Source organism: Streptococcus sp. ALY_211 (assembly GCF_058314555.1).
Genome location: NZ_JBZFUN010000003.1, coordinates 51,241 through 74,977 on the forward strand (window position 1 = coordinate 51,241; position 23,737 = coordinate 74,977).

Annotated in this window: 26 protein-coding genes, 1 tRNA gene and 1 pseudogene; 24 read left to right on the plus strand and 4 right to left on the minus strand. The window is 42.1% G+C overall.

The window, feature by feature from the left end:
- Positions 1 to 21: 21 nt before the first annotated feature.
- The 10 genes and pseudogenes from AC4HAJ_RS03505 (at position 22) to ileS (ending at position 10,088) form a co-directional block, all read left to right on the plus strand.
- A complete protein-coding gene (locus tag AC4HAJ_RS03505; protein WP_491078778.1) occupies positions 22 to 723 on the plus strand; it encodes a 5'-methylthioadenosine/adenosylhomocysteine nucleosidase in 702 nt (233 codons plus the stop codon).
- A gap of 208 nt (positions 724 to 931) precedes the next feature.
- Positions 932 to 2,119, plus strand: a pseudogene (ftsA, locus tag AC4HAJ_RS03510) (cell division protein FtsA); the annotation flags it as partial.
- On the plus strand, positions 2,120 to 2,326 hold the full coding sequence (locus tag AC4HAJ_RS03515; protein ID WP_491078963.1) for a cell division protein FtsA C-terminal domain-containing protein: 207 nt from the start codon (positions 2,120 to 2,122) through the stop codon (positions 2,324 to 2,326).
- A 19-nt stretch (positions 2,327 to 2,345) separates the two neighbouring features.
- On the plus strand, positions 2,346 to 3,638 hold the full coding sequence (ftsZ, locus tag AC4HAJ_RS03520) for a cell division protein FtsZ (protein WP_491078779.1): 1,293 nt from the start codon (positions 2,346 to 2,348) through the stop codon (positions 3,636 to 3,638).
- A gap of 2 nt (positions 3,639 to 3,640) precedes the next feature.
- Positions 3,641 to 4,315 carry a YggS family pyridoxal phosphate-dependent enzyme gene (locus tag AC4HAJ_RS03525; protein WP_491078780.1) on the plus strand — a complete coding sequence of 225 codons (675 nt, stop codon included), beginning with the start codon at positions 3,641 to 3,643 and terminating at the stop codon, positions 4,313 to 4,315.
- Between the two features lie 9 nt (positions 4,316 to 4,324).
- Positions 4,325 to 4,951: a cell division protein SepF gene (locus tag AC4HAJ_RS03530; protein WP_491078781.1), complete on the plus strand. Its 627-nt coding sequence runs from the start codon at positions 4,325 to 4,327 to the stop codon at positions 4,949 to 4,951.
- A 23-nt stretch (positions 4,952 to 4,974) separates the two neighbouring features.
- Positions 4,975 to 5,214 carry a YggT family protein gene (locus tag AC4HAJ_RS03535; RefSeq protein ID WP_491078964.1) on the plus strand — a complete coding sequence of 80 codons (240 nt, stop codon included), beginning with the start codon at positions 4,975 to 4,977 and terminating at the stop codon, positions 5,212 to 5,214.
- Position 5,215: 1 nt separating this feature from the next.
- A complete protein-coding gene (locus AC4HAJ_RS03540) occupies positions 5,216 to 6,004 on the plus strand; it encodes a YlmH family RNA-binding protein (RefSeq protein WP_491078782.1) in 789 nt (262 codons plus the stop codon).
- Between the two features lie 85 nt (positions 6,005 to 6,089).
- Positions 6,090 to 7,013: a DivIVA domain-containing protein gene (locus AC4HAJ_RS03545; protein ID WP_491078783.1), complete on the plus strand. Its 924-nt coding sequence runs from the start codon at positions 6,090 to 6,092 to the stop codon at positions 7,011 to 7,013.
- Between the two features lie 279 nt (positions 7,014 to 7,292).
- Positions 7,293 to 10,088 carry an isoleucine--tRNA ligase gene (ileS, locus tag AC4HAJ_RS03550; RefSeq protein WP_491078784.1) on the plus strand — a complete coding sequence of 932 codons (2,796 nt, stop codon included), beginning with the start codon at positions 7,293 to 7,295 and terminating at the stop codon, positions 10,086 to 10,088.
- A 256-nt stretch (positions 10,089 to 10,344) separates the two neighbouring features.
- Here ileS and AC4HAJ_RS03555 read toward each other — a convergent pair whose 3' ends face one another.
- From AC4HAJ_RS03555 to AC4HAJ_RS03565, 3 genes are all read right to left on the minus strand, one after another.
- Positions 10,345 to 10,647: a DUF1827 family protein gene (locus AC4HAJ_RS03555; RefSeq protein WP_491078785.1), complete on the minus strand. Its 303-nt coding sequence runs from the start codon at positions 10,645 to 10,647 to the stop codon at positions 10,345 to 10,347.
- A 144-nt stretch (positions 10,648 to 10,791) separates the two neighbouring features.
- Positions 10,792 to 11,244 (minus strand): NUDIX hydrolase, encoded by a 453-nt coding sequence (locus tag AC4HAJ_RS03560; RefSeq protein ID WP_491078786.1) that lies wholly within the window; start codon positions 11,242 to 11,244, stop codon positions 10,792 to 10,794.
- 123 nt (positions 11,245 to 11,367) lie between these two features.
- The gene (locus AC4HAJ_RS03565) at positions 11,368 to 13,653 is read right to left on the minus strand and encodes an ATP-dependent Clp protease ATP-binding subunit (RefSeq protein ID WP_491078787.1); all 2,286 of its coding nucleotides are present in this window, start codon (positions 13,651 to 13,653) and stop codon (positions 11,368 to 11,370) included.
- A 228-nt stretch (positions 13,654 to 13,881) separates the two neighbouring features.
- Here AC4HAJ_RS03565 and argF point away from each other — a divergent pair, with 228 nt between their 5' ends.
- The 6 genes from argF (at position 13,882) to AC4HAJ_RS03595 (ending at position 18,774) form a co-directional block, all read left to right on the plus strand.
- On the plus strand, positions 13,882 to 14,856 hold the full coding sequence (gene argF / locus AC4HAJ_RS03570) for an ornithine carbamoyltransferase (RefSeq protein WP_491078788.1): 975 nt from the start codon (positions 13,882 to 13,884) through the stop codon (positions 14,854 to 14,856).
- Between the two features lie 144 nt (positions 14,857 to 15,000).
- Positions 15,001 to 15,231, plus strand: coding sequence for a YkuJ family protein (locus AC4HAJ_RS03575; protein WP_491078789.1), 231 nt, complete (start codon positions 15,001 to 15,003; stop codon positions 15,229 to 15,231).
- 280 nt (positions 15,232 to 15,511) lie between these two features.
- Positions 15,512 to 16,201 carry an amino acid ABC transporter permease gene (locus tag AC4HAJ_RS03580; RefSeq protein ID WP_491078790.1) on the plus strand — a complete coding sequence of 230 codons (690 nt, stop codon included), beginning with the start codon at positions 15,512 to 15,514 and terminating at the stop codon, positions 16,199 to 16,201.
- Positions 16,201 to 16,935, plus strand: coding sequence for an amino acid ABC transporter ATP-binding protein (locus AC4HAJ_RS03585; RefSeq protein WP_491078791.1), 735 nt, complete (start codon positions 16,201 to 16,203; stop codon positions 16,933 to 16,935). Before AC4HAJ_RS03580 ends, AC4HAJ_RS03585 begins: the two co-directional genes overlap by 1 nt.
- A gap of 142 nt (positions 16,936 to 17,077) precedes the next feature.
- Positions 17,078 to 17,935, plus strand: a complete 858-nt coding sequence (locus tag AC4HAJ_RS03590) for a bifunctional methylenetetrahydrofolate dehydrogenase/methenyltetrahydrofolate cyclohydrolase (RefSeq protein ID WP_491078792.1) — start codon at positions 17,078 to 17,080, stop codon at positions 17,933 to 17,935.
- Positions 17,932 to 18,774, plus strand: a complete 843-nt coding sequence (locus AC4HAJ_RS03595) for an NAD(P)H-hydrate dehydratase (RefSeq protein WP_491078793.1) — start codon at positions 17,932 to 17,934, stop codon at positions 18,772 to 18,774. The genes AC4HAJ_RS03590 and AC4HAJ_RS03595 overlap by 4 nt, the downstream gene beginning before the upstream one ends.
- Here AC4HAJ_RS03595 and AC4HAJ_RS03600 read toward each other — a convergent pair.
- Positions 18,769 to 19,434, minus strand: a complete 666-nt coding sequence (locus AC4HAJ_RS03600; protein ID WP_491078794.1) for a prepilin peptidase — start codon at positions 19,432 to 19,434, stop codon at positions 18,769 to 18,771. The genes AC4HAJ_RS03595 and AC4HAJ_RS03600 overlap by 6 nt on opposite strands.
- A gap of 151 nt (positions 19,435 to 19,585) precedes the next feature.
- Between AC4HAJ_RS03600 and AC4HAJ_RS03605 the strand changes: the two genes are divergently transcribed.
- The 8 genes from AC4HAJ_RS03605 to AC4HAJ_RS03640 all read left to right on the plus strand — a co-directional run bounded on the left by AC4HAJ_RS03605 (position 19,586) and on the right by AC4HAJ_RS03640 (position 23,721).
- Positions 19,586 to 20,101, plus strand: coding sequence for a Dps family protein (locus AC4HAJ_RS03605; RefSeq protein WP_491078795.1), 516 nt, complete (start codon positions 19,586 to 19,588; stop codon positions 20,099 to 20,101).
- 101 nt (positions 20,102 to 20,202) lie between these two features.
- Positions 20,203 to 20,409, plus strand: coding sequence for a YqgQ family protein (locus tag AC4HAJ_RS03610; protein ID WP_491078796.1), 207 nt, complete (start codon positions 20,203 to 20,205; stop codon positions 20,407 to 20,409).
- Between the two features lie 8 nt (positions 20,410 to 20,417).
- Positions 20,418 to 21,386, plus strand: a complete 969-nt coding sequence (locus AC4HAJ_RS03615) for an ROK family glucokinase (RefSeq protein ID WP_491078797.1) — start codon at positions 20,418 to 20,420, stop codon at positions 21,384 to 21,386.
- Between the two features lie 16 nt (positions 21,387 to 21,402).
- A complete protein-coding gene (locus AC4HAJ_RS03620; RefSeq protein WP_491078798.1) occupies positions 21,403 to 21,792 on the plus strand; it encodes a rhodanese-like domain-containing protein in 390 nt (129 codons plus the stop codon).
- Between the two features lie 92 nt (positions 21,793 to 21,884).
- A tRNA-Thr gene (locus tag AC4HAJ_RS03625) sits at positions 21,885 to 21,955 on the plus strand.
- 59 nt (positions 21,956 to 22,014) lie between these two features.
- Positions 22,015 to 22,269: a DUF1912 family protein gene (locus AC4HAJ_RS03630; protein WP_491078799.1), complete on the plus strand. Its 255-nt coding sequence runs from the start codon at positions 22,015 to 22,017 to the stop codon at positions 22,267 to 22,269.
- 149 nt (positions 22,270 to 22,418) lie between these two features.
- Entirely contained in the window at positions 22,419 to 22,760 is a 342-nt protein-coding gene (locus AC4HAJ_RS03635) for a helix-hairpin-helix domain-containing protein (protein ID WP_491078800.1), read from the plus strand.
- A gap of 316 nt (positions 22,761 to 23,076) precedes the next feature.
- On the plus strand, positions 23,077 to 23,721 hold the full coding sequence (locus AC4HAJ_RS03640) for an HD domain-containing protein (protein WP_491078801.1): 645 nt from the start codon (positions 23,077 to 23,079) through the stop codon (positions 23,719 to 23,721).
- Positions 23,722 to 23,737 lie beyond the last annotated feature (16 nt).

Sequence of the window (23,737 nt, forward strand, 5' to 3'; positions counted from 1 at the left end):
AATAAAGAAAATGAGGGATCTATGAAGTTTGGAATTATTGCTGCCATGGAGCAGGAACTCAGATCATTGGTTGCTGCCTTAGAAAATAAGTCACAAGAAGTAGTGCTGGGACATACCTATTATAGTGGAAACCTTGGTCAGCATGAGCTAGTCCTAGTGCAATCGGGTGTCGGCAAGGTTATGTCAGCTATGTCAGTAGCTATTTTGGTAGATCATTTCCAGGTGGATGCTCTGATTAATACCGGATCCGCAGGAGCCGTAGCACCAGATATCGCAATTGGTGATGTGGTTATTGCTGATCGATTAGCTTATCATGATGTAGATTTGACAGCATTCGGCTATGATTATGGACAAATGTCTATGCAGCCTCTGTATTTTGTAAGTGACCCTAATCTGGTTGCTGGTTTCAAATCTATGCTAGAGAAGCATCACCTAACTAGTCACCTGGGCCTGATTACCACGAGTGATAGTTTCATTGCAGACCAAGGAAAAATTAATCAGATCAAGAAGTATTTCCCTGATGCTTTAGCCGTAGAGATGGAAGGCGCTGCAGTCGCTCAAGCTGCAAAAGCTGCAGATAAACCTTTTATCGTTATTAGAGCCATGAGTGATACAGCTGAGCAAGATGCAAACCTTACCTTTGAAGAGTTTATTATCGAGGCAGGCAAACGCTCAGCCCAAGTACTCATTGACTTTATGGAGAGGTATAAGGGGGCGGTTTAAGGGAAGTCATCTTTAGAAGAGCGAATCCAAGTCTGGATTCGCTTTTTATACCTCAAGAGTCAATATCTAAGAAAAAGTGGAAAATCAACCCACTTCTAGAAATTTTATGATATAATACTTTCTGAATAATTCTGCCCTTGTGCCCTTATTGCACAGTTTAGCAGTCTATTATAGGAAAAAAGAACAGAAAGTTAGAGAGGTCGAGTGAATGGCTAGGAATGGCTTTTTTACAGGATTAGATATAGGAACAAGCTCGATTAAAGTATTGGTGGCCGAATGGGTTGATGGCCAAATGAATGTCATTGGGGTTAGTAATGTCCCAAGTTCAGGTGTTAAAGATGGCATTATTGTAGATATCGAAGCTGCGGCCAATTCTATCAAAGAAGCTGTGGAGCAAGCAGAGGAAAAGGCTGGCATTAATATCGATAAGGTCAATGTCGGTCTTCCAGCTAATCTCTTACAGATCGAGCCAACGCAAGGTATGATTCCAGTCATTACGGAATCAAAAGAAATTAAGGACGAAGATATCGAGCGTGTTGTTCAGTCAGCTTTGACGAAGAGTATCACGCCAGAGCGTGAAGTAATTTCCTTGGTTCCTGAGGAATTTATCGTTGATGGATTCCAAGGCATTCGTGATCCTCGAGGCATGATGGGGATCAGACTTGAGATGCGTGGCTTGATCTATACAGGGCCAAGTACAATCCTTCATAATCTACGTACAACTGTAGATCGTGCTGGTATCAATGTTGAAACCATCATCATCACCCCTCTATCGCTTTCCAAGTCAGTTTTGAATGAGGGTGAACGTGAGTTTGGTGCGACAGTTATTGACATGGGTGGTGGTCAAACGACAGTTTCTTCCATGCGTGCCCAAGAACTACAATACACCAATGTTTACGCAGAAGGTGGAGACTTTGTCACAAAAGACATTTCAAAAGTGCTGCAGACATCTATTCAAACAGCAGAAGCTCTCAAATTTAATTTTGGAACAGCTGATTTGGCAGAGGCTAGTGAAACTGAAACAATGCCTGTTGAATGTGTAGGTAGTGATGAGCCGGTAGAAATTTCTGAGCATTATTTGGCTGAAATTATTTCAGCACGTGTTCGTCACATTTTTGATCGTGTCAAACAGGATCTCGATCGTGGACGCCTGCTAGATTTACCCGGAGGAATTGTTTTAGTTGGCGGTGCAGCCATGTTACCTGGAGTTGTTGAGCTAGCTCAAGAAGTCTTTGGAACTCAAGTGAAATTACATATTCCAACCCAGGTTGGTATTCGAAATCCTATGTTCGCCAATGTGATTAGTCTAGTTGAATTCGTTGGTGTTATGAGTGAAGTTGATATTATTGCGCAGGGTGCTGTTCTTGGTGAAGAACTCTTACGTCGTAAACCGGTGGTGCCAGTTGCACCAGTTTCTGGTCCGCAAGTGGCTCCTGCTCAGCCAGCGGTTGCACCAGCTCAACAGCAACCAGTAGCCCCATCAACTGACTTTACAATTCCAGAGCCGATCCAAGAATCAGCTCCAAAACCACAGCAAGAAAGTAAGCCAAAAGCTAAAATGGGCGACCGTGTTCGTGGCATCTTTAGCGGTATGTTTGATTAATTTGAAGTGAGGATCTAAAATGGCATTTTCATTTGATACAGCATCAGTACAAGGTGCGGTCATTAAAGTTATCGGTGTCGGTGGTGGCGGCGGAAACGCTATTAACCGCATGATTGAAGAGGGTGTTTCAGGGGTTGAATTTATCGCTGCTAACACAGATATTCAAGCCCTAAGTTCATCAAAAGCTGAAACGGTCATTCAATTAGGACCTAAGTTGACACGTGGACTAGGTGCTGGAGGTCAACCTGAGGTTGGTCGTAAAGCTGCAGAAGAAAGTGAAGAAGTTCTCGCTGAAGCTTTACAAGGCGCTGACATGGTCTTTATTACTGCCGGAATGGGTGGAGGCTCTGGTACTGGTGCTGCCCCAGTTATTGCACGTATTGCTAAGGGCATCGGTGCACTGACGGTGGCTGTAGTGACTCGACCGTTTGGTTTCGAAGGAAACAAACGTGGAAATTTTGCCATCGAAGGAATCAACGAACTTCGTGAGCAAGTAGATACTTTGCTAATTATTTCAAACAATAACCTTCTGGAAATTGTTGATAAAAAGACACCGTTACTTGAAGCTCTGAGTGAAGCTGATAATGTTCTTCGCCAAGGTGTTCAAGGGATTACGGACTTAATTACGAGCCCAGGCTTGATTAACCTTGACTTTGCCGATGTTAAAACAGTCATGGCTAATAAAGGGAACGCTCTTATGGGAATTGGTATTGGTACCGGCGAAGAGCGCATCATTGAAGCAGCTCGAAAAGCGATTTACTCACCACTGCTTGAGACAACTATTGATGGTGCTGAAGATGTCATCGTCAATGTTACAGGTGGTATGGATATGACTTTGACAGAAGCAGAAGAAGCCTCAGAAATTGTTGGGCAGGCAGCAGGTCAAGGTGTCAATATCTGGCTTGGGACATCAATTGATGATTCTATGAAGGATGAAATTCGCGTAACTGTTGTGGCAACAGGGGTTCGCCAAGAAAAAGCTGAACAAGTATCTGGTTTTGCTAAGCCATCATCTTACCGTCAAGCACCGGTTGCTCAAAATGATATGAATGGGCAAGCAGTGGCTCCAGAACGTCGAGGGGCAGGCTTTGATTTTGATATGGCTGAGCATCGTGACATGCCACAAGCTCCAGCTCGTCCTCAGCAGCCTCAGCAATCTGCTTTTGGAGATTGGGATTTACGTCGTGATACAATAGCACGCCCAACGGAAAATCAATTGGACAGCCAATTAGATGTCACCTCATTTTCACCGTCTGAAGTTAACACAGGCGATGATGAGTTAGAAACACCGCCATTCTTTAAAAATCGTTAATCATGGATTTGTTTAAAAATAAAACTCAAGTTTTTGAGTCGGTGGCACAGGCAGCCCGTCAGGCTGATAGAGATCCATCAGAGATTTCTATTATTGCTGTCACTAAATATGTAGACGCCTCCGTTGCTCAACAGCTAGTAGATCAAGGAATTAAGCATATCGGCGAAAATCGTGTCGATATGTTTCTTGATAAGTACGCAGCTCTCAAAGACCATCATCTAACTTGGCACTTGATTGGTACACTTCAAAGACGCAAGGTTAAAGATGTCATCAACTATGTGGACTATTTCCATGCTTTAGATTCAGTGAAATTGGCTCAAGAAATACAAAAAAGAGCAGATCACTCGATTAAGTGTTTCTTACAAGTCAATATATCAGGAGAAGAGAGTAAGCACGGGTTTAGAGTAGATGAGATAGATTCCGCTATTGAAGCCCTCGCTGCATACGACAAGATTAAGATTGTTGGCCTAATGACAATGGCTCCTTTAGATGCTAGTGACGAAGAGCTGGAGTCTATTTTTAGACAGACAAACGAATTACGACAAGTACTTGCGGAGAGAAAGATAAAGAATATGCCTTTCGATGATTTGAGTATGGGGATGAGTAGAGATTTTGCTGCTGCTATCCAAAATGGATCAACCTTCGTTCGAATTGGAACTTCATTCTTTAAAAACTAGGAGAGAATTATGGCTTTAAAAGATAGATTTGAAAGAATCGTTTCCTACTTTGATACGGATGATGCCAGCGAAGTAGTTGAAACACCAGAGGCAGAGGGAGCAAGAGAGATTCAACCTCAATCTGTATCTTCTTCCTTGCAACAACCTCAGCAAGAGGATCAGCGTCAATCACTAAGAACTACAGCTTCTCAGCCCCAACGTCTTCAAAGAGAGCGAGCTGCTGTGCCTATTTCGGTAGAACGTCCACAGCCCGTCTCTCAGCAGGACCGCCAGTTACAGGAGGAAAAGATTAAAACTATGTCATCACGTTCTAATGATGTCTCAGTGCCATCTGCTAATGGCACTACAATTGCTCTAAAATTTCCACGAAAATACGAGGATGCTCAAGAGATAGTTGACCTGCTTATCAATAATGAATGCGTACTGATTGATTTCCAATATATGCTTGAAGCTCAAGCCCGCCGTTGTCTTGATTTCATTGACGGAGCTAGTCGAGTCCTTTATGGGAATCTTCAAAAAGTTGGATCATCCATGTATTTGTTAACACCAAAAGATGTTGTTGTTAACATGGAAGAAATGAATCTATCAAATGCAAACCAAGATGTTTCATTTGATTACGATATGAAACGTAGATAAGACCAGTGACATTAATAGTTTTAGTGGGCCATTTGTTGATAAGAATCATTAGTTTTGCCCTTATTATAAACGCATTGCTATCATGGATTCCAGAAGCTAGGTCATCAAAAATCGGTCAGAGCCTTGAAGAATTTCTAGCCCCTTTATTGAATCCTGTTAGGAAACTGGGTTTAGAATTTGGAGGTTTAGATTTTTCAGTAGTAGCACTTTTGCTATTATTACAAATTCTTGATCGCCTCTTACAAGGACTACAGAATTTTTAATATGGCAGAACGTGATATTTATCAGCACTTCCGAAAGGAAGAAAGAACCTTCATCGATAAGATGTATGACATTGTTCATCGAGTTGAATCGACTTATAGCTATCAAGTGACCGAGTTTTTAGACCCTAGGCAAGTTCAGATTGCAAAGAGCATCTGTGCTCAAATGGGGTTAGCATGCTATGTTTCGAGTGATTTTATTGCGATGGAATATGCTAGGCTGATAGTAGCACCGGACTATTATACAGTAGACTTTGAAGATTTTGAGCTAGCACTGATTGATATTTCTTACAATGCTAAGTTTAATCATCTTACTCATTCACAAGTGATGGGCAGTCTGCTCAATCGTTTGGGAATACAACGATCAGTTTTTGGAGATATCTTGCTGCAAGATGGTCAGATACAAGTCATCATCAATCGCTCACTAGTTGACTATTTTACAACAGTGAAAAAGATTGCTAAGGCTAGTGTTTCGATCAAGGAAGTAAGTTTTAAACAGATCATTCAAAGAGAAATCACCAACGCCAAAGTAGTCAATATAGTGGCATCTAGTAGACGTCTAGATAAAGTCATTGCAGCAGTTTTCAATATTTCTCGTTCTCAGGCGACTAAATTAGTTGACCATGAAAAGGTCAAACTCAACTATGCTGTAACAACAAAATCAGCAGAAGTACTAGAATTGGGAGATTTAGTAAGTGTTAGGGGATTTGGTCGATTTGAACTGAGTCAGGACAATGGACTTTCTAAGAATAATAAGCATAAACTGATTATCAACAAATTTTCGAGAAAATGAAATCACAGCAATGTGATTGAGCTTTAAAAGATAAGAGGCTCTTTAGAGCAGTATTTTATAGGGATAATAAATAAGGAGGAATGATATGGTAGTGCCATCACGCGATATCAAACACATTACATTTCACAGAAGTTTTCGTGGTTATAGCGAACAAGAAGTTAAAGACTTTTTAAACAAGTTAGCAGATGATTTTGAAGAATTGGCTGAAAAAAATCGTGAGTTAGAATCACAAATACAAAATTACGAAGAAAAGCTAGTTTACTACGAAGAGATGAAAGAATCACTCAGTCAGTCAGTTATTCTTGCGCAAGAAACGGCTGAGAAGGTTAAGCTATCAGCTAATACTCAAGCAACAAATCTATTGAGCAAGGCTAATTATGATGCTAATCAATTAATTGACGAGGCTAAAAAACGTGCGAGTGATATCTTACGGGATACCACTGATCAAGCTAAAAGTGTTGCTATCGAGACAGAGGCTTTGAAGCGTCAAAGTCGTGTTTTCCATCAACGCTTGATGAGCACGCTTGAAGGCCAGTTGAATATGATTAACTCTCAAGAATGGAATGAGTTGCTACAACCAACAGCAGTCTATCTCCAAAATTCTGACGAAGCCTTCCGTGAAGTGGTTGAGCAAGTGCTAGACGAACCGGCTGAATCAAATGGGATTATTGATGAATCACATTTAGCTGCGGAACCTGATGTCGCTGGTGATGCTACGCGTCAATTCACGGGTGCAGAGATGGATGAGCTTCACCGACGTGTTGAAGAAAGTAGTCGTATTTTAGAAGAAACCCAACGGATTGATCTAGGTGAAATAACTGCTGCTCTAGACGCTGCTGAGAATGGGATGCAAGATGTCGAGGCAGTTCAAGCACCTCAGGTTGATCTAACACCAGAACAAGAAACAGAAGAAACCAACACGGTCGTTATTGAAGATACGACTGAGCGTTCAGCAAGCGATTTAGCGGCTGGACATACGCAAACTTTTAAATTAAATATTCAAGACTAATGGAAACACGGGGACAATTCGATATTATCAGCGAGTAGGAGATGGTGTGAGTCCTACAATCTCTCGAATTGTCATCATCATTCCAGAGTTTTCTATCTGATAGGTAGGATAGAAGGTTGATTACCTTATCATCATTTAAAGGGATTAGGCGCTTAGCTTGCCTAATCTGAACTAAGGTGGTACCGCGAGCTTTCGTCCTTTATGTGATGAAGGCTTTTTATTTTTTACTCGTGGTAATCATAGTTGAAAAAATACTGTTAAGGCTTAAAAGGAGGCAACATGAAATTAAAAGAGACATTGAATCTAGGTAAGACAGCCTTTCCTATGCGGGCAGGTCTTCCCAATAAAGAACCGCAATGGCAAGCTGCTTGGCAAGAGGCAGGAGTGTATCAAAAGCGTCAGGAGTTAAATGCGCATAAACCAAGCTTTTTCCTTCATGATGGGCCTCCCTATGCTAATGGAAATATTCATGCTGGCCATGCCCTGAACAAGATTTCTAAAGATATCATCATCCGCTCTAAATCCATGATGGGCTTTCGTGCTCCCTATAATCCAGGTTGGGATACGCATGGTTTGCCAATCGAGCAAGTATTGGCTAAGAAGGGTGTTAAACGTAAAGAAATCGATCGAGCTGAATACCTCAAAATGTGTCGTGATTATGCGCTTTCTCAAGTTGATAAGCAACGTGAGGATTTCAAACGCTTGGGTGTATCGGCTGATTGGGATAATCCTTATGTCACCTTGACACCAGATTATGAAGCTGCCCAAATTCGTGTATTTGGTGCAATGGCTGATAAAGGATATATCTATCGGGGTGCTAAACCGGTCTATTGGTCTTGGTCTTCAGAATCTGCACTGGCTGAAGCAGAAATTGAATATCATGATTTGGTGTCGAATTCACTTTTTTATGCCAACAAAGTTCGAGATGGCAAGGGTGTTTTGGACAATAATACCTATATTGTTGTATGGACAACAACTCCCTTTACTGTAACAGCTTCAAGAGGATTGACAGTAGGAGCTGACTTTGTGTATGCAACTGTCGAAGTTGAAGGAGATGATCGCAAGTTTGTCTTGGCTGAAGAATTACTGCCAAACTTAGCGGAAAAATTTGGCTGGAAATCTTACAGTGTTGTAGAGCGGCACACGGGTAATGAATTAGAGTATATCACGACAGATCACCCTTGGGATACTGCTGTAGAAGAAGTCGTTATGCTAGGTGAGCATGTCACCCTTGATTCCGGAACAGGTATTGTCCACACAGCACCAGGATTTGGTGAGGATGACTATAATGTTGGACTCAAATACAACCTGGAAATTTCTGTAACAGTCGATGGACGTGGTATCATGACGCAGGAAGCTGGGCCAGATTTCCAAGGACAGTTCTACGATAAAGTTCTTCCAACGGTTGTTGAAAAATTGGGAGACCTGCTTCTAGCTCAAGAAGAAATTTCTCATTCTTACCCATTTGACTGGCGGACTAAAAAGCCAATTATATGGCGAGCTGTTCCACAGTGGTTTGCTTCAGTTTCAAAATTCCGCCAAGAGATCTTAGATGAAATTGATAAGACAACCTTCTCACCATCTTGGGGAAAAACACGTCTCTACAATATGATCCGTGATCGAGGTGACTGGGTTATTTCTCGTCAGAGAGCTTGGGGAGTACCGCTGCCTATCTTTTATGCTGAAGATGGGACTGCCATCATGTCCAAGGATGTAACAGATCATGTAGCTGATTTATTTGAGAAACATGGATCCGTGATCTGGTGGGATTGGGAAGCCAAGGATCTCCTACCAGAAGGCTATAGCCATCCAGGTTCACCCAATGGTGAATTTACCAAAGAAACAGATATCATGGACGTCTGGTTTGACTCAGGTTCTTCATGGAATGGCGTCATGAATCAGCGTGAAGACCTAGGTTATCCTGCAGATCTCTACTTAGAAGGATCTGATCAGTACCGTGGATGGTTCAATTCTTCCTTGATTACTTCTGTTGCAGTCAATGGGCATGCTCCTTACAAAGCCGTCTTGTCCCAAGGATTCGTTTTGGATGGTAAGGGAGAAAAGATGTCTAAATCACTTGGAAATACAATTCTTCCTAGTGATATTGAAAAGCAGTTTGGTGCCGAAATCTTACGTCTATGGGTATCAACTGTTGATACTAGCAATGATGTCCGTATCTCCATGGATATCCTGAAACAGACATCCGAAAGCTATCGTAAAATCCGTAATACCTTGCGCTTCTTGATGGCCAATACTTCAGACTTTACAAAGTCAGATGCAGTAGCCTACGAGGATCTTCGACCTGTTGACCAATACATGACAATCAAGTTCAATAATTTGGTCGCAACTATACGAGAGGCTTACAATCAATACGATTTCATGGCTGTTTATAAGGCAGTCAACAACTTCTTAACGGTTGATTTATCAGCTTTCTACTTAGATTTTGCGAAAGATGTGGTTTACATTGAAGCAGCCGATAGCCTAGTCCGCCGTCAAATGCAGACTGTTTTCTATGATATTCTTGTGAAGATCACTAAGCTCTTGACCCCAATCCTTCCGCATACGGCAGAGGAGATCTGGTCTTATCTGGATCAAGAGGATGAAGAATTTGTCCAGCTAGCTGAAATGCCAGAAGTAGAAAACTTTGCTGGTCAAGAGCAGATTCTTGAAACTTGGGAAGCCTTTATGACTCTGCGGACACAAGCTCAAAAAGCTTTGGAAGAAGCCCGTAATGCTAAAGTTATTGGTAAGTCTTTAGAAGCTCATTTAACCATCTATGCAGATGCACAGATAAAAGCTCTCCTAGATAGTCTAAAGAGTGACATTGCCCAGTTATTGATTGTCTCACAATTAACAATTAGTGAAGAAAATGCTCCAGAATCAGTAGTAACCTTCGATGGAGTAGCCTTTGGAGTAGAGCATGCGTCAGGTGATGTCTGTGATCGCTGCCGCCGCAACGATCAGACAACGAAAGAACGTAGCTACCATGCAACAGTTTGTGACCACTGTGCAGAGATTATTGAGAATAATTTCCCAGAAGCCCTTGCTCAAGGTTTTGAAGTGACTGATAAATAGCCAATATCACTAGCCTTTCTAGGCTGATAAACCGTTTAAGTTGGGCGGTTACAATCCCAATGACAAAAAATAAATCAGCAGTGTCCCTTGTTGCTAAGCAGATTGTGCAGGAGTAAAATTAAGTCAGATTTTATCCCCTTACCTGAATCTGGTGAATTCTATATAAAACGAAAAGGCTTGGAGCTAAGCTCCAGGCCCTTTGGTTTTGTTTACAAATAAAAGTATCTAGACACTTGTCCAGATACCTAATGGCTCATTACTGTTTTGTAGGAATCGAAATTTCAATCAGTTTTTCAGTATGACTAGATTGAATTTGTCCAGGAATAATGATGTCAGGATCAATTTTACGCTTAAAGAAAAATTCACGAATAGTCTCAATTTCATTATCTTTGATGGCACGGTGACGGTTGGAAATGATAAGCTCATAATGACCAGGCGCTTGAGAGAAAACGACATCACTGTTACCAGCAGAGTAGACTTCAACAAGGGTAGCATCGGTATTAGTTAATTGATTGCGCACTAAGGTGGGGTGGCTGCTAGTTGTATTGATAAGTCTCATAGTAATCTAATCTCCTCTAACTGACGGACCAAGGGCAATCTGTAAAGATAGGTACAATCAAAAATCTTTTCAGCCTGCCTGAGGTATTCCCTTTGATTTATATACAACCATTATAGCACTATTTTTCAAATTGGTTGGGGATCTTTAGTTGTCATGGTCAATTTTCCACTGCTGGATCCCCCACTTATGACTGCCTCTTTTGAGTTTTTCAATCGCTTGATCGATAGGAAACCAGGCTAAATGATTGAAATCTTCCAAGGGTTGACTGATCTGCGTAAAATGAGTGACCTCATAAATATAGGCTGGATTGTAGAAGTAGGTATCACGATGGCTAGAATAAAAGTATTCATCTGCCTGCCCATAGTAAGAACCGATCTGAGCGCTAAAACCAAGCTCTTCAAGCAATTCCCGATTGAGAGCCTGCATGTGATCTTCATTGGCTTCAATCTCACCACCAGGCAGGAACCAAGCACCATTTGGAGCTTGAACTAGAATAATCTCAGTGCGATCCTGATTTGGAATGACCGCATAAACACCATAGCGCTCAACATAGTCTTGTCCTTCCAGTTTTTGACCAAATATAGGTTGCCGATTCATACGAGCACCTCGTTTCTAAAAGTATTATCGTCCCTTTCATTATACCAAACTTTTAGATGAAGGCCAGTGCTCATAAAAAGAAGCTTAAAACCTACTTGGATCTAAGCTTCTTTTTATTTTGTATTAGTTATCAGACTGAGTAATAGAGCTAGTTTCTTTAGGCTCATCAATCGATTTTTCTTCCGCTTTTTTAGCAGCCTTGATCACAATATTGCCATTTGATGTCATGACCGCTTTAAAATTGTGTTCCTGAGGATTTTCAAGGTAAAAATCGGTAATAGCATCTTCGATATGATCTTGAATTGTACGACGTAATGGGCGAGCCCCCATCTTAGGATCGTAACCAAGATCAACTAGTTTTTCTTTGACTTTATCGGTCACTTCCAAGTGAAGAGAATTACTTGCTAAGCGTTTGTTGACATCAGCAAGCATAAGATCAACAATGTGCAGAAGGTTATCCTTGCTGAGAGACTGGAATTCGATAATACCGTCGAAGCGGTTCATAAATTCTGGACTGAAGAAATTGCTCAATTCACCAAGAACAGAGTTAGTCCGTCCCTCACGGGCAGCACCAAAACCAACTGAAGCCTCAACCTTACCAGTACCAGCGTTAGAAGTCATGATGATGATAGTATCTTTGAAGCTGACAGTCCGTCCTTGACCATCAGTCAAACGACCATCATCCAGTACTTGTAAGAACATATGCATAACATCAGGATGAGCTTTTTCTACTTCATCTAAGAGAATAAGAGAATAAGGATTTCGACGCACCTGCTCGGTTAATTGACCGGCTTCTTCATAACCGACATATCCTGGAGGAGCTCCGACAAGTTTAGCGACAGCGTGTTTCTCCATGTATTCAGACATATCGAAGCGAATCATACTATCTGCAGAACCAAAGAGCTCAATAGCTAGTTGTTTAGACAGTTCAGTTTTACCTACACCGGTAGGACCAACGAAGAGGAAACTACCAATTGGTCGATTTGGGGAACCTAGACCGACCCGATTACGGCGTATTGCCTTGGCAATCTTATCAACAGCATCATCTTGGCCAATGACATGAGATTTGAGATCATCAGCTAGGTTGACCAGTTGCGATTGCTCTTTCTCTTTTAATTCACCGACTGGAATATTAGTTTTTTGCTCGATGATGGCTTCAATATGCTTTTCAGTAATAACTGGAATCTCCTGATCAGTCAACTCATGCTGCTGCATTTCTTTATACTTGGCGATTTGATCACGGAAATAAGCTGCCTTTTCAAAGTCTTCATCACGCGTTGCCTGAGCCTTGAGATTTTCTGCCTCAATCAAACGCTTATCGATTTCTTTCGGATCGACAAAATTGAGGGTCAAATTCATCTTAGAACCGGCTTCATCTAGTAGATCGATTGCCTTATCGGGTAAGAAACGATCCTGAATGTAGCGGTTGGAAAGAACAGCCGCAGCTTCAATAGCGTCGTCAGTATACTTGACGTGGTGGTAATCCTGGTATTTAGGCTGGATACCACGTAGAATAGTGATCGTCTCTTCCACCGTTGGTTCATCTACTTTAACTGGCTGCATACGACGTTCAAGCGCCGCATCCTTTTCAATGATACGGTATTCGTTGAGGGTTGTAGCACCAACCAACTGCAGTTCACCACGTGCTAGAGCAGGCTTCAAGATATTACCGGCGTCCATGCTACCATCACTGGTACCACCTGCACCGACAATTTCATGGATCTCATCAATAAAAAGAATGACATCTCGACGCTGACGAATTTCTTCCATAAGTTTTTGCATCCGCTCTTCAAACTGACCACGAATGCCTGTTCCTTGAACTAGGCTGACGACATCCAGACGAATGACCTGCTTATTCTGCAGTTTCTGTGGCACATTGCCCTCGACAATTTTTTGGGCTAAACCTTCGACTACAGCCGTTTTACCCACACCAGGTTCTCCGATTAGGACAGGATTATTTTTGGTACGGCGATTTAGAATTTCAATAACACGCACGATCTCTTGATCACGTCCAATGACAGGATCAATATTACCCTGACGTGCGATCTCTGTAACATTAATACCGAATTCTTCTAAGAGACCTTGAGGTTGCTTAGGAGCTTCTTGTTGAGGACGACGCCGGTTACCTTGTCCTCCTCGATTTCCACCATTACCACCAGATCCAGCTTGGGTTGGCGGTGTATTGGGTAAATCTTGGTTGAAAGCACGAAAGTTATTTAAATCTCCGAAAAAGTCATCAAAGAAAGATTCCATAGATTGATTACTTGGATTTTGGTTGATGAGATTTTCAGGATCAGACTTCATAATTTGATAACAGTTTTGGCAAAGATCAATCTGCTTTTGCTGCCCATTAACATTAGTATATAGATGAATGCTAGCATCATTGAGATTACAATTTTGACATAACATAGGAATACCTCCTGAGGATTGACTGGCCTCTATAGTCAATAAAGGTCAAATCTTATGATGTCATTATATCATTCACAGGTTAGAAAGCAAGTAAAAAGATCGGAAAATTAGCAGTCGATAGAAGAGAGTGCTAAAACATCAAGATATGTATAAAATTCAATAAAATCTTGACAAAATTCGATAAAATGCTAATATTTATGTATAAAAATACAAAAATGAGGAAAGAATATGGCTAAGTCATTTTTAAAAGAAGTAGATTTCACCAAAGCAGAGCTGCTAGAGTTAATCGATCAAGCCGCTAAGTTTAAGCAACTAAAAAAGGATAAACAAGTCCACAGGTACCTAGAAGGGCTAAATATTGCCCTGATCTTTGAGAAAGCTTCGACCAGAACTCGCTCAGCCTTTACAGTAGCAGGCCAAGATTTAGGAATGCAGGTGACCTACTTAGGTGCAAATGAAATCCAACTAGGCAAAAAAGAATCTGTAAGGGATACGGCTAAAGTCCTAGGTTCTATGTTTGATGGCATTGAGTACCGTGGCTATAAGCAAGCCGATGTAGAAGATTTAGCAACCTACTCAGGCGTTCCTGTCTGGAATGGCCTGACGGATACCTGGCACCCGACCCAGATGATCGCAGATTTTCTGACCATAAAAGAAACATTCGGCCATCTGGATGGTTTAAAACTGGTTTATATGGGGGATGGACGCAATAATATGGCCAATTCTCTGTTAGTGACCTCAGCTATTTTGGGAATAGATTGTAAAATTATTGCTCCTGAATCTCTGCAGCCTGAGCAAGCCATCATTGACTTGGCTCATCAGCATAATACAGGCTCCGAGCTAGTTATAACAGATGATGTCGCAGAAGTTAAGGGAGCAGATATTATTTATACTGATGTTTGGGTATCCATGGGAGAAGAGGTCGATTTTAAGGATAGGATCGATTTACTGCTGCCTTATCAGGTTAACCAAGAGTTAATCATGGCTGCTGAAAATCCTGATCTTATCGTCATGCACTGCCTGCCAGCTTTTCACGATACGCAGACGATTATCGGTCAAGAGATCTATGATAAATATGGCTACAGTGAGCTAGAAATTACAGACCAAGTCTTTCAAAAATATAGTCCCTACATTTTTCAGGAGGCTGAGAACCGTATGCATGCGATCAAGGCTATTATCTATAATTCTTATAAAAGTGATTAAGAGAGGCTAACCGCTTCTGAAATTTACAGATGTTTTAACCTTTCATCTATGACAATAACAGACTTTATGGTAAAATAAAAAAGATTAAAACATATTGGGGCTAGCTTCGTTATAAAAGCTGTGTCTTAGCTAAGGAGAAACGATATGGAATCACATTTGGTGAGAATTATTGATCGTCTTCAATTAATGGCCACTGATGGTAATAATTTGAAGCGTAATTTTGAGCGCGAAGGTGTTGTCGTAGCAGAAGTATCATTTGCTAACGATCCAGAAAATGGACCGGTCTTCACATTGCGTGATGTCAATGCTCGTGAAACATATACATTTGACAGCATTGACCTCATCGCTATGGAAATCTATGATCTTATTTATTAAATAGATAAGCTAGAAATAGTATTCCGACAGACTCTCACAATGAGCATTAGCCATCAAAAGAGAGTCGGACAAAAAACTGTTAACAAGTCTGGACTTTTGTCATAGACTTGTTTTTTTATTTTTTATCAATAGTTATTGTATGTTTATACAAATTATGCTAAACTATATACAATAATTCATCCTTATTACTGCTCTTTTGGATGAATATAACTAATCTCTATACCAACTAATGTTTTGGCTTGCATAGAGAGACCATCAGCATAACAAGGGGAATAGTCTAGTGAACTTTGATTTTTCATTTTTACCCAAATATTGGGGTTACTTCAATTACGGCGTTATCGTCACCATTGCCATTTCTATCTGTGTGGTTTTGTTTGGGACCATCCTAGGTGTCTTGGTCGCCTTGGCCAAACGCTCACAGAGCAAGATTTTAAACTGGATCGTTAGTCTTTATGTGTGGGTCTTTCGTGGGACACCAATGGTTGTTCAAATCATGATCGCCTTCTTATGGATGGATTTTAAAAATGCCCCTTCTATTGGATTTGGAACCGTTGAGTTAGACTTTTCACGTTTGATCCCAGGGGTTATCATCCTATCACTGAACAGTGGTGCCTATATTTCTGAGATTGTACGTGCAGGTATTGAAGCTGTACCAAAAGGTCAGCTGGAAGCTGCCTACTCCCTAGGGATCAAGCCAGCTAAAGCTATGCGCTATGTGGTACTGCCACAAGCATTTAGAAATATTCTTCCAGCCCTAGGCAATGAGTTTATCACTATTATTAAAGACAGTTCCCTGTTGCAAACGATCGGTATTATGGAATTGTGGAATGGAGCACAGTCTGTGATGTCATCCACCTATATTCCGCTTGAGCCCCTCTTGTTTGCTGCATTCTACTACCTCGTATTGACAACAGTTTTGACGGCTGGTCAAAAGGCACTTGAAAATCGCCTTGGGAAAGGACAAAAATAATGACAGAGACCTTAATTTCAATTAAAAATCTGCACAAGTATTTTGGAGACAACCAGGTGCTAAAAGGAATCGACCTGGAGATCAATAAGGGGGAGGTCGTTGTTATTATCGGCCCGTCCGGTTCTGGTAAGTCAACCTTTCTTCGGACAATGAATCTCCTCGAAGTTCCTACTAAGGGTACAGTCAGCTTTGAAGGTGTGGATATTACAGATAAGACTAACGATATTTTCAAGATGCGTGAAAAGATGGGGATGGTTTTTCAACAGTTCAATCTCTTTCCCAATATGACCGTACTAGATAATATCACACTGGCACCAACCAAGGTAAAGGGACAAACTAAGAAGGATGCTGAGGATAAGGCCTATGAATTGCTTGATAAGGTAGGTCTTAGAGATAAGGCAAAGGCTCATCCTGTTTCTCTGTCTGGTGGTCAGCAGCAACGTATCGCGATTGCACGTGGATTAGCTATGGATCCTGATGTCCTTCTCTTTGATGAGCCAACATCAGCCCTCGACCCTGAGATGGTTGGTGAAGTTTTAGCTGTTATGCAAGATTTAGCTAAGTCAGGTATGACGATGGTGATCGTAACCCATGAGATGGGATTTGCTAAGGAAGTAGCGGATCGGGTTATCTTTATGGATGGTGGTAGCATCATTGAACAAGGAAGTCCTGAGCAGGTCTTTGATGAAACCAAGGAAGAGCGGACCAAGGACTTCTTGGGCAAGGTACTATAATTTATGTGTTATAGAGAGTAACTAAGCTAAAGAGTCTGGGACAACAAAATCAAAACCGTGATTGTCTAACGGTTTACTGATTTTTGTCCCAGACTCTTTTTTTGTGTATAATATAAAGACAAAACTAAGGAGAGAGGGTTCTATGACAGCAAAGAAAATGGATGGTAAAGCGCTGGCCCAGAAAATGCAAGATCAGCTGGCTGAAAAAGTAGAGCAGATGGCTACTAATGATGGAGTTGTTCCTGGCTTGGTCGTTATCCTGGTTGGCGATGATCCTGCTAGCCAGGTCTATGTAAGAAACAAGGAGCGTGCCGCTCAAAAAGTGGGCTTTAAAAGCGAGACTCTCCGACTTCCAGAAAGTATTAGCGAGGCAGACTTGCTAGATACTATTAAAGGTTATAATGAGGACGACAGTATCCATGGTATTCTCATCCAACTCCCTCTACCAGCACATATCAATGACAAAAAAGTTATTTTGGCAGTTGACCCAGACAAGGACGTCGATGGTTTTCACCCCATGAATACAGGACATCTATGGTCTGGACGGCCGATCATGGTACCTTGTACTCCAGCTGGCATCATAGCCTTGCTAGAGGAATACCAGGTAGCTATCGAAGGCAAGCGTGCCGTGATCATTGGACGTTCCAATATTGTTGGTAAACCCATGGCCCAGCTCTTACTAGACAAGCATGCGACTGTGACCTTGACCCATTCACGCTCGCAGAATCTAGAGGATGTTTGTCGCCAAGCCGATATCTTGATCGTAGCGATCGGCCGTGGTCATTATGTGACTGAAAATTTTGTCAAGCCAGGAGCTGTTGTGATTGACGTCGGTATGAATCGCAATCAGGATGGTAAACTTATTGGCGATGTTGACTTTGATGCAGTTTCAAAGATTGCCAGCTTCATAACACCAGTACCCGGGGGTGTCGGGCCTATGACGATCACTATGCTTCTGGAGCAGACCTACCAAGCAGCCAAGAGACGTATGGAACAATGAAAATAGATGATACAATTCTAAAAAGAGTGATTCAGCCTCGACAAGTAAAGAGCCACAAAGGAAGCTATGGTCGAGTCCTCCTAATCGGTGGATTTTATCCTTACAGTGGTGCCATTATCATGGCAGCGCTGGCAACAGTAAATAGTGGAGCAGGTCTAGTCACCGTTGCAACACAGCCCCAGACAATACCATCCCTACATGCTCTACTGCCTGAGGCTATGGCTTTTGACGCTGAAGATAGAGAGCGCCTAGAGAAACAGATTCGTCAAGCTGATGTCCTCCTAGTCGGACCGGGATTGGGTGAATCAGCCCTTGCCCATCAGGTTTTAAACACAGTCATACATCAGGCAGACACTCACCAGAGTCTCGTTCTTGACGGATCTGCTCTTAATATAATTGCGCATCAAAGGATGGATAAATGGCCCAGCTCCAATCTGATCTTAACTCCTCATCAAAAGGAATGGGAGCGCTTATCAGGTCTAGCGATAGATCAGCAAACCCCACTTGCCAATCAGCAAGCTCTAGAGGCTTTTCCGCCAGAGACTATCTTAGTCGCTAAGTCTCATCATACCAGTCTCTACCAGCTGGGAAATCCTCAAGCAACTATTACAGTTGGCGGTCCCTACCAAGCAACAGGAGGCATGGGGGATACCTTAGCAGGGATGATAGCTGGTTTTCTAGCCCAGTTTACCAATAATACATTTGAAAGCGTTGCAGCTGCAACCTATCTACACTCAGCTATCGCTCAAGATCTATCAAAGGATCACTACGTCGTTCTACCAACTCAGATCAGCCATGAAATTACCAGATGGATGAAGGACTATAGCCAGCTGTCATAGACTAAATATGAGGGTTTTTAGGATCAAAACAATCAGATAAGCCATCATCACAAAGGGAAGGAAGGCCAAGGGCCCTTTCTTTTTTTGGATAAATAAAACGATAATTCCTATCAAACTAGCCACCTCCACAACCCAAAGCAATTCTCTAAAAGGGACAAAGAACCCCATTAAACCGAGATAATAAAAGTCTCCAGATCCTATGCCTAAGGGCAACAGCTGACTCAAAAGCGCCAAGAGCAGTAAAGCTATACTGAGTACCTGCCAAGGCGCAAAGAAGCCGACTCCCAAAATAGCTAAGAGAATCAGGATAAAAGGATAGGCATGCTCTCTTAAATCATAGAGACTCAGTACTAATCCAAGGCCGAGCAAAAAGACCTGATACCACTCCAAAAAGTCCAGCCATCCTAGACAAAAAAGCCATCCCATAACTCCTTCTAAAAGACTATAGGAAACAGGAAATTTATGATGGCAGTAACGGCATTGAAAATGGTTAGCACACGCAGATAAAATAGGAATAAGATCTAGGGAGCTTAACCTATGTTGACAGTAGTCGCAGTGACTGGCAGGTGTCACGATGGAATGCTCAGGAAAACGATCAACTAAGACCCCGCTAAAAGATCCTAAACTAGCGCCGAAGAAAAATATTAAAATGATAGCCATACTTATTTATCCGCAAATGGATTTTTCCTTGCAATATTTTTTTGCTTTGCTACAATAAGGGTGGAATTATTTATAATGATTCTAAATAAGAAGACCTTTTCAAACAGTAGGTTTCGATCTACTGAGCTTATAATCTAATGGAGGATTAACGATGACTGAAGAAGTAATTTTAGCTAACTTGCAAAATACAGATCTAGCAACGAACGATGCTTATGCTAAAACAAAAGCTGTTTTAAACCAATCGGTAGCTGATCTGTCTAAGGCTCTGTCTATTGTCCACCAAGTTCACTGGTATATGCGAGGCTCAGGATTTTACTACCTACACCCTAAAATGGATGACTTGATGGATGCTCTGAATGATCACCTCGATGAAATTAGTGAGCGCTTGATCACTATTGGTGGTGCTCCATATTCGACACTCAAAGAGTTTGACCAAGCATCAAACCTCGAGGAGCAAGTTGGCTCATTCGATAAGACAATGTCTGAAAACTTAACTCGTGTCGTTGACGTTTACAAATACTTGTCAAATCTCTATCAAGTCGGCTTAGATATTACAGATGAAGAAGGCGATGCCCCATCCAATGATATCTTTACAGCAGCACAAGCAGAAGCACAAAAGACCATCTGGATGCTTCAGGCAGAAATCGGCCAAGCACCAGGTTTATAAGATAATAAAAGGGCAGATGTCAGATCTGCTCTTTTTTGCTGCCAAGAAAAGTAAAAATGAGACTGTTGAAAACGGTCTCATAATTTGTTACAATCAAGGTCATGAAAACCCTATATGATGTTCAACAACTACTAAAAGGCTTTGGTATCATCGTTTATCTGGGCAAGCGGCTCTACGATATTGAAATGATGAAAATTGAGCTAGAAAGGCTGTATCAGGGAGGCTTGCTAGATCAGACAGACTACCTGGAAGCCGAGTTGATATTGAGACGTGAGCACAGACTGGAATTAAGAAGAAGTAAGGAGTGAAGACAAAAATGTCAAAAAAATTACTGGGGATTGATCTAGGTGGAACAACGATCAAGTTTGGTATCGTCAGCCAAGCTGGTGAAATTCAGGAGAAATGGGCGATTGAGACCAATATCTTAGAAGGCGGACGCCATATTCTGCCAGATATTATTGCCTCGATCAAGCACCGTTTAGACCTCTATCAGATGACAGCACAAGACTTTGTTGGCATTGGCATGGGTTCACCTGGTGCAGTAGACCGTAAGGCCAAGACAGTCACAGGTGCTTTTAATCTCAACTGGTCTGAGCTCCAAGAGGTCGGTGCCAAGATTGAAGCAGAAATAGGCATCCCCTTTGCTATCGATAATGATGCCAATGTAGCTGCTCTTGGTGAAGCCTGGACAGGTGCTGGTGGCAATCAGCCAGATGTGATCTTGATGACCTTGGGAACAGGTGTAGGTGGCGGAATTATTGCAGATGGTCACTTAATTCATGGTGTGGCTGGTGCAGCTGGCGAAATCGGCCATATCAATGTCGAGCCAGAGGGTGGTTTCGAGTGTACTTGTGGTAACAAGGGCTGCCTAGAAACGGTGGCTTCTGCGACAGGTATTGTGCGTGTGGCACGCCAACTAGCAGAGAGCTACGCCGGAGATTCCCCTATCAAGCAGGCTATTGATAATGGAGAGACAATTAGCAGCAAAGAGATTTTCCAAGCTGCTGAGAAGGGAGATCTTCTTGCAGACAGAGTCGTTGAGAAAGTTAGTTTTTATCTGGGCTTGGCAGCTGCCAATCTCAGCAATACCCTCAATCCGTCTGCTCTTGTATTAGGAGGTGGTGTATCGGCTGCTGGTGAATTCTTGCGCAGTCGTGTAGAATCTTACTTCTTACAGTTTGCCTTTCCAGCTGTTAAGACCTCAACAAAAATTAAAATTGCTGAGCTAGGTAATGATGCCGGTATCATCGGTGCGGCTAGCCTAGCCCGTCAATTAAACGCTTAAAGGAGTTATTGGAGCTATGTCATCACAAGTGATTAATTGGATTTTGACCATTCTCATCATTCTAGCTTTTATTGGCTGGGCGCTTTGGCGTTATTTATCAATCCGTCGTGCTGCTAAATTTATCGATAATGATGAGTTTAAAACACTCATGCATCAAGGACAGGTCATTGATATCCGCAGCAGTGCACAATTTCATGATAAGCATATCCTAGGAGCTAGGAACTTCCAAATGACCCAGTTCAAAGAGTCACTTTCAGCCCTGCGTAAGGACAGACCTGTTCTAATTTATGATAATGTTCGCACCCAAGGAATTCCAAAAGCTGTTACGCTCTTGAAAAAGGCGGGCTTTAGAGATATTTATGTCCTGGAATCGGGGTTTGAAAATTGGGACGGCAGAACCAAGTAGTTCTGCTGAAATCTCCCTAATTTTTTAACTTATAAATGTCTTGAGTTTTGCATCTTGTCAGAATTTAGCAGTTATGCTATTATAGACAGGTAGCCGCTATAGTTAAATGGTATAATAGAGCAATGGTAATGCTCCGTTCCGAGTTCGATTCTCGGTGGTGGCAGTAAGTAAGATCTGGTAATCACGGGTTACTAGATTTTTTTGTATCAAGAGGAGATAGGCATGAATTTCGATCAACAATTTTTAAAAGACTTTGAAGACTGGATCCATACCCAAGTGACAGTCAATCAGACAGCCATGGAAGCTAGTAAAAAGGTTTGGGATGAGGACAAAGACCAACGTGCCAAAGATGCCATGGTCCGTTATGAAAGCCGCCTGGATGCTTATGAATTTATCCAAGGGAAGTTTGCCAACTACCATCAAGGCAAGGGCTTCCACGATCTTCCAGATGGACTTTTTGGTGAAAAACGATACTAAATGAAAAGAGCCAAGCTAAAAATGTCCATTTTTTAGATCAATAGCCTTGAAAAGCCCTAGTTATCGCATTTTCTCTGCTTAAAACTATTTATTTTTTGATAAGAAACTGCTATACTAGGGAAGTAAATAAAAGTTTTTTGGAGAAAGACATGTCTAAGAAGAAAAATCGCAAAAAAGCATTGAAATTACAAATGAAGCGCCAAGGTCTGCTTAAATCAACAGCACCTGTAGCTCAGCCAGCTCCTGCCCCTAAGGCTGCTCCTCAGCAAGACCTTGCCCCTAAAGCTACTGCAGGTTCATTGGATGAGTTTGCTGCTTCAACAGCCGTTGCTGATATCCGTGCCAACCTTGTAGAAACTCTCTATGAAGCAGGAATCACATCAGCAGCTGATTTTGCGAACTGGACTGAAAAAGACCTGCTTGGTCTCAAGGGTATCGGGCCAGCAACAGTCAAGAAATTGCAAGAAAACGGCGTTAGCTTCAAAGCCTAAAAGAAGCCCCCTATCAGAGGAGTAAGAGCAGGTATCTGTCACAGAGAGCGGTAGCCGTTGAGAAATCCGTACAGATAGCTCTTGCGGGTTGCTGATAGATCACAACTGTATAATTAAGTTGCAGAAAAAGACTGGCTCTATCAGCTCGTTTTTTCTGAATGTGGGTGGTACCGCGGATTATAGATTCGTCCCTGTCTAACTAATGTTAGGCAGGGATTTTTATATAGATCGCTGAGCCGTTAAGCCCTTCAAAGAGAAATAAGTGGTTTGACACAGTCCACTAACCAAACAGAAACTGCTATTGTAGGAGGTGATTATGGACCCAAAAAAGATACTCGACACTACCCGTCGCTATGTCAGAGAGCGCCTAGAAGGTGAGGGAAGCGGTCATGACTGGTGGCATATTGCGCGTGTTACTAAGACTGCTCTGACTATCGGTCGTGCTGAAAATGCTGACCTCTTCACCGTGGAGATGGGAGCACTGCTACATGACATGGCTGACAGCAAGCTCTTTGATGAAGGCAAAGCTCTAGCTGAGATTGAGAATTTTCTAACTGAGCAAGGATTATCACCAGTCCAAATCACTGAAATCATCAGTATCATGACAGGGATTTCCTATAAGGGAGGGCACAACACCGTCCAGCTTTCCCTAGAAGGTCAGGTTGTTCAAGATGCCGATCGTCTCGATGCTATCGGCGCTATCGGCATGGCCAGAACCTTTGCCTACTCAGGTAATAAAGGACGCCTAATCCATGATCCTAGCATGAAGCCAAGAGAAAATCTTAGCCTAGAGGACTACCGCAAGGGTGAGGACACCGCCATCATGCACTTCTACGAAAAGCTCCTCAAACTCAAAGACCTCATGAACACAAAAGAAGGTAAACGCTTAGCCCAAGGTCGACACGAGTTTATGGAAACCTATCTCCAGCAGTTTTATGCTGAGTGGGAAGGGGAGAGGTAGGAAGGAGAATTAGAAA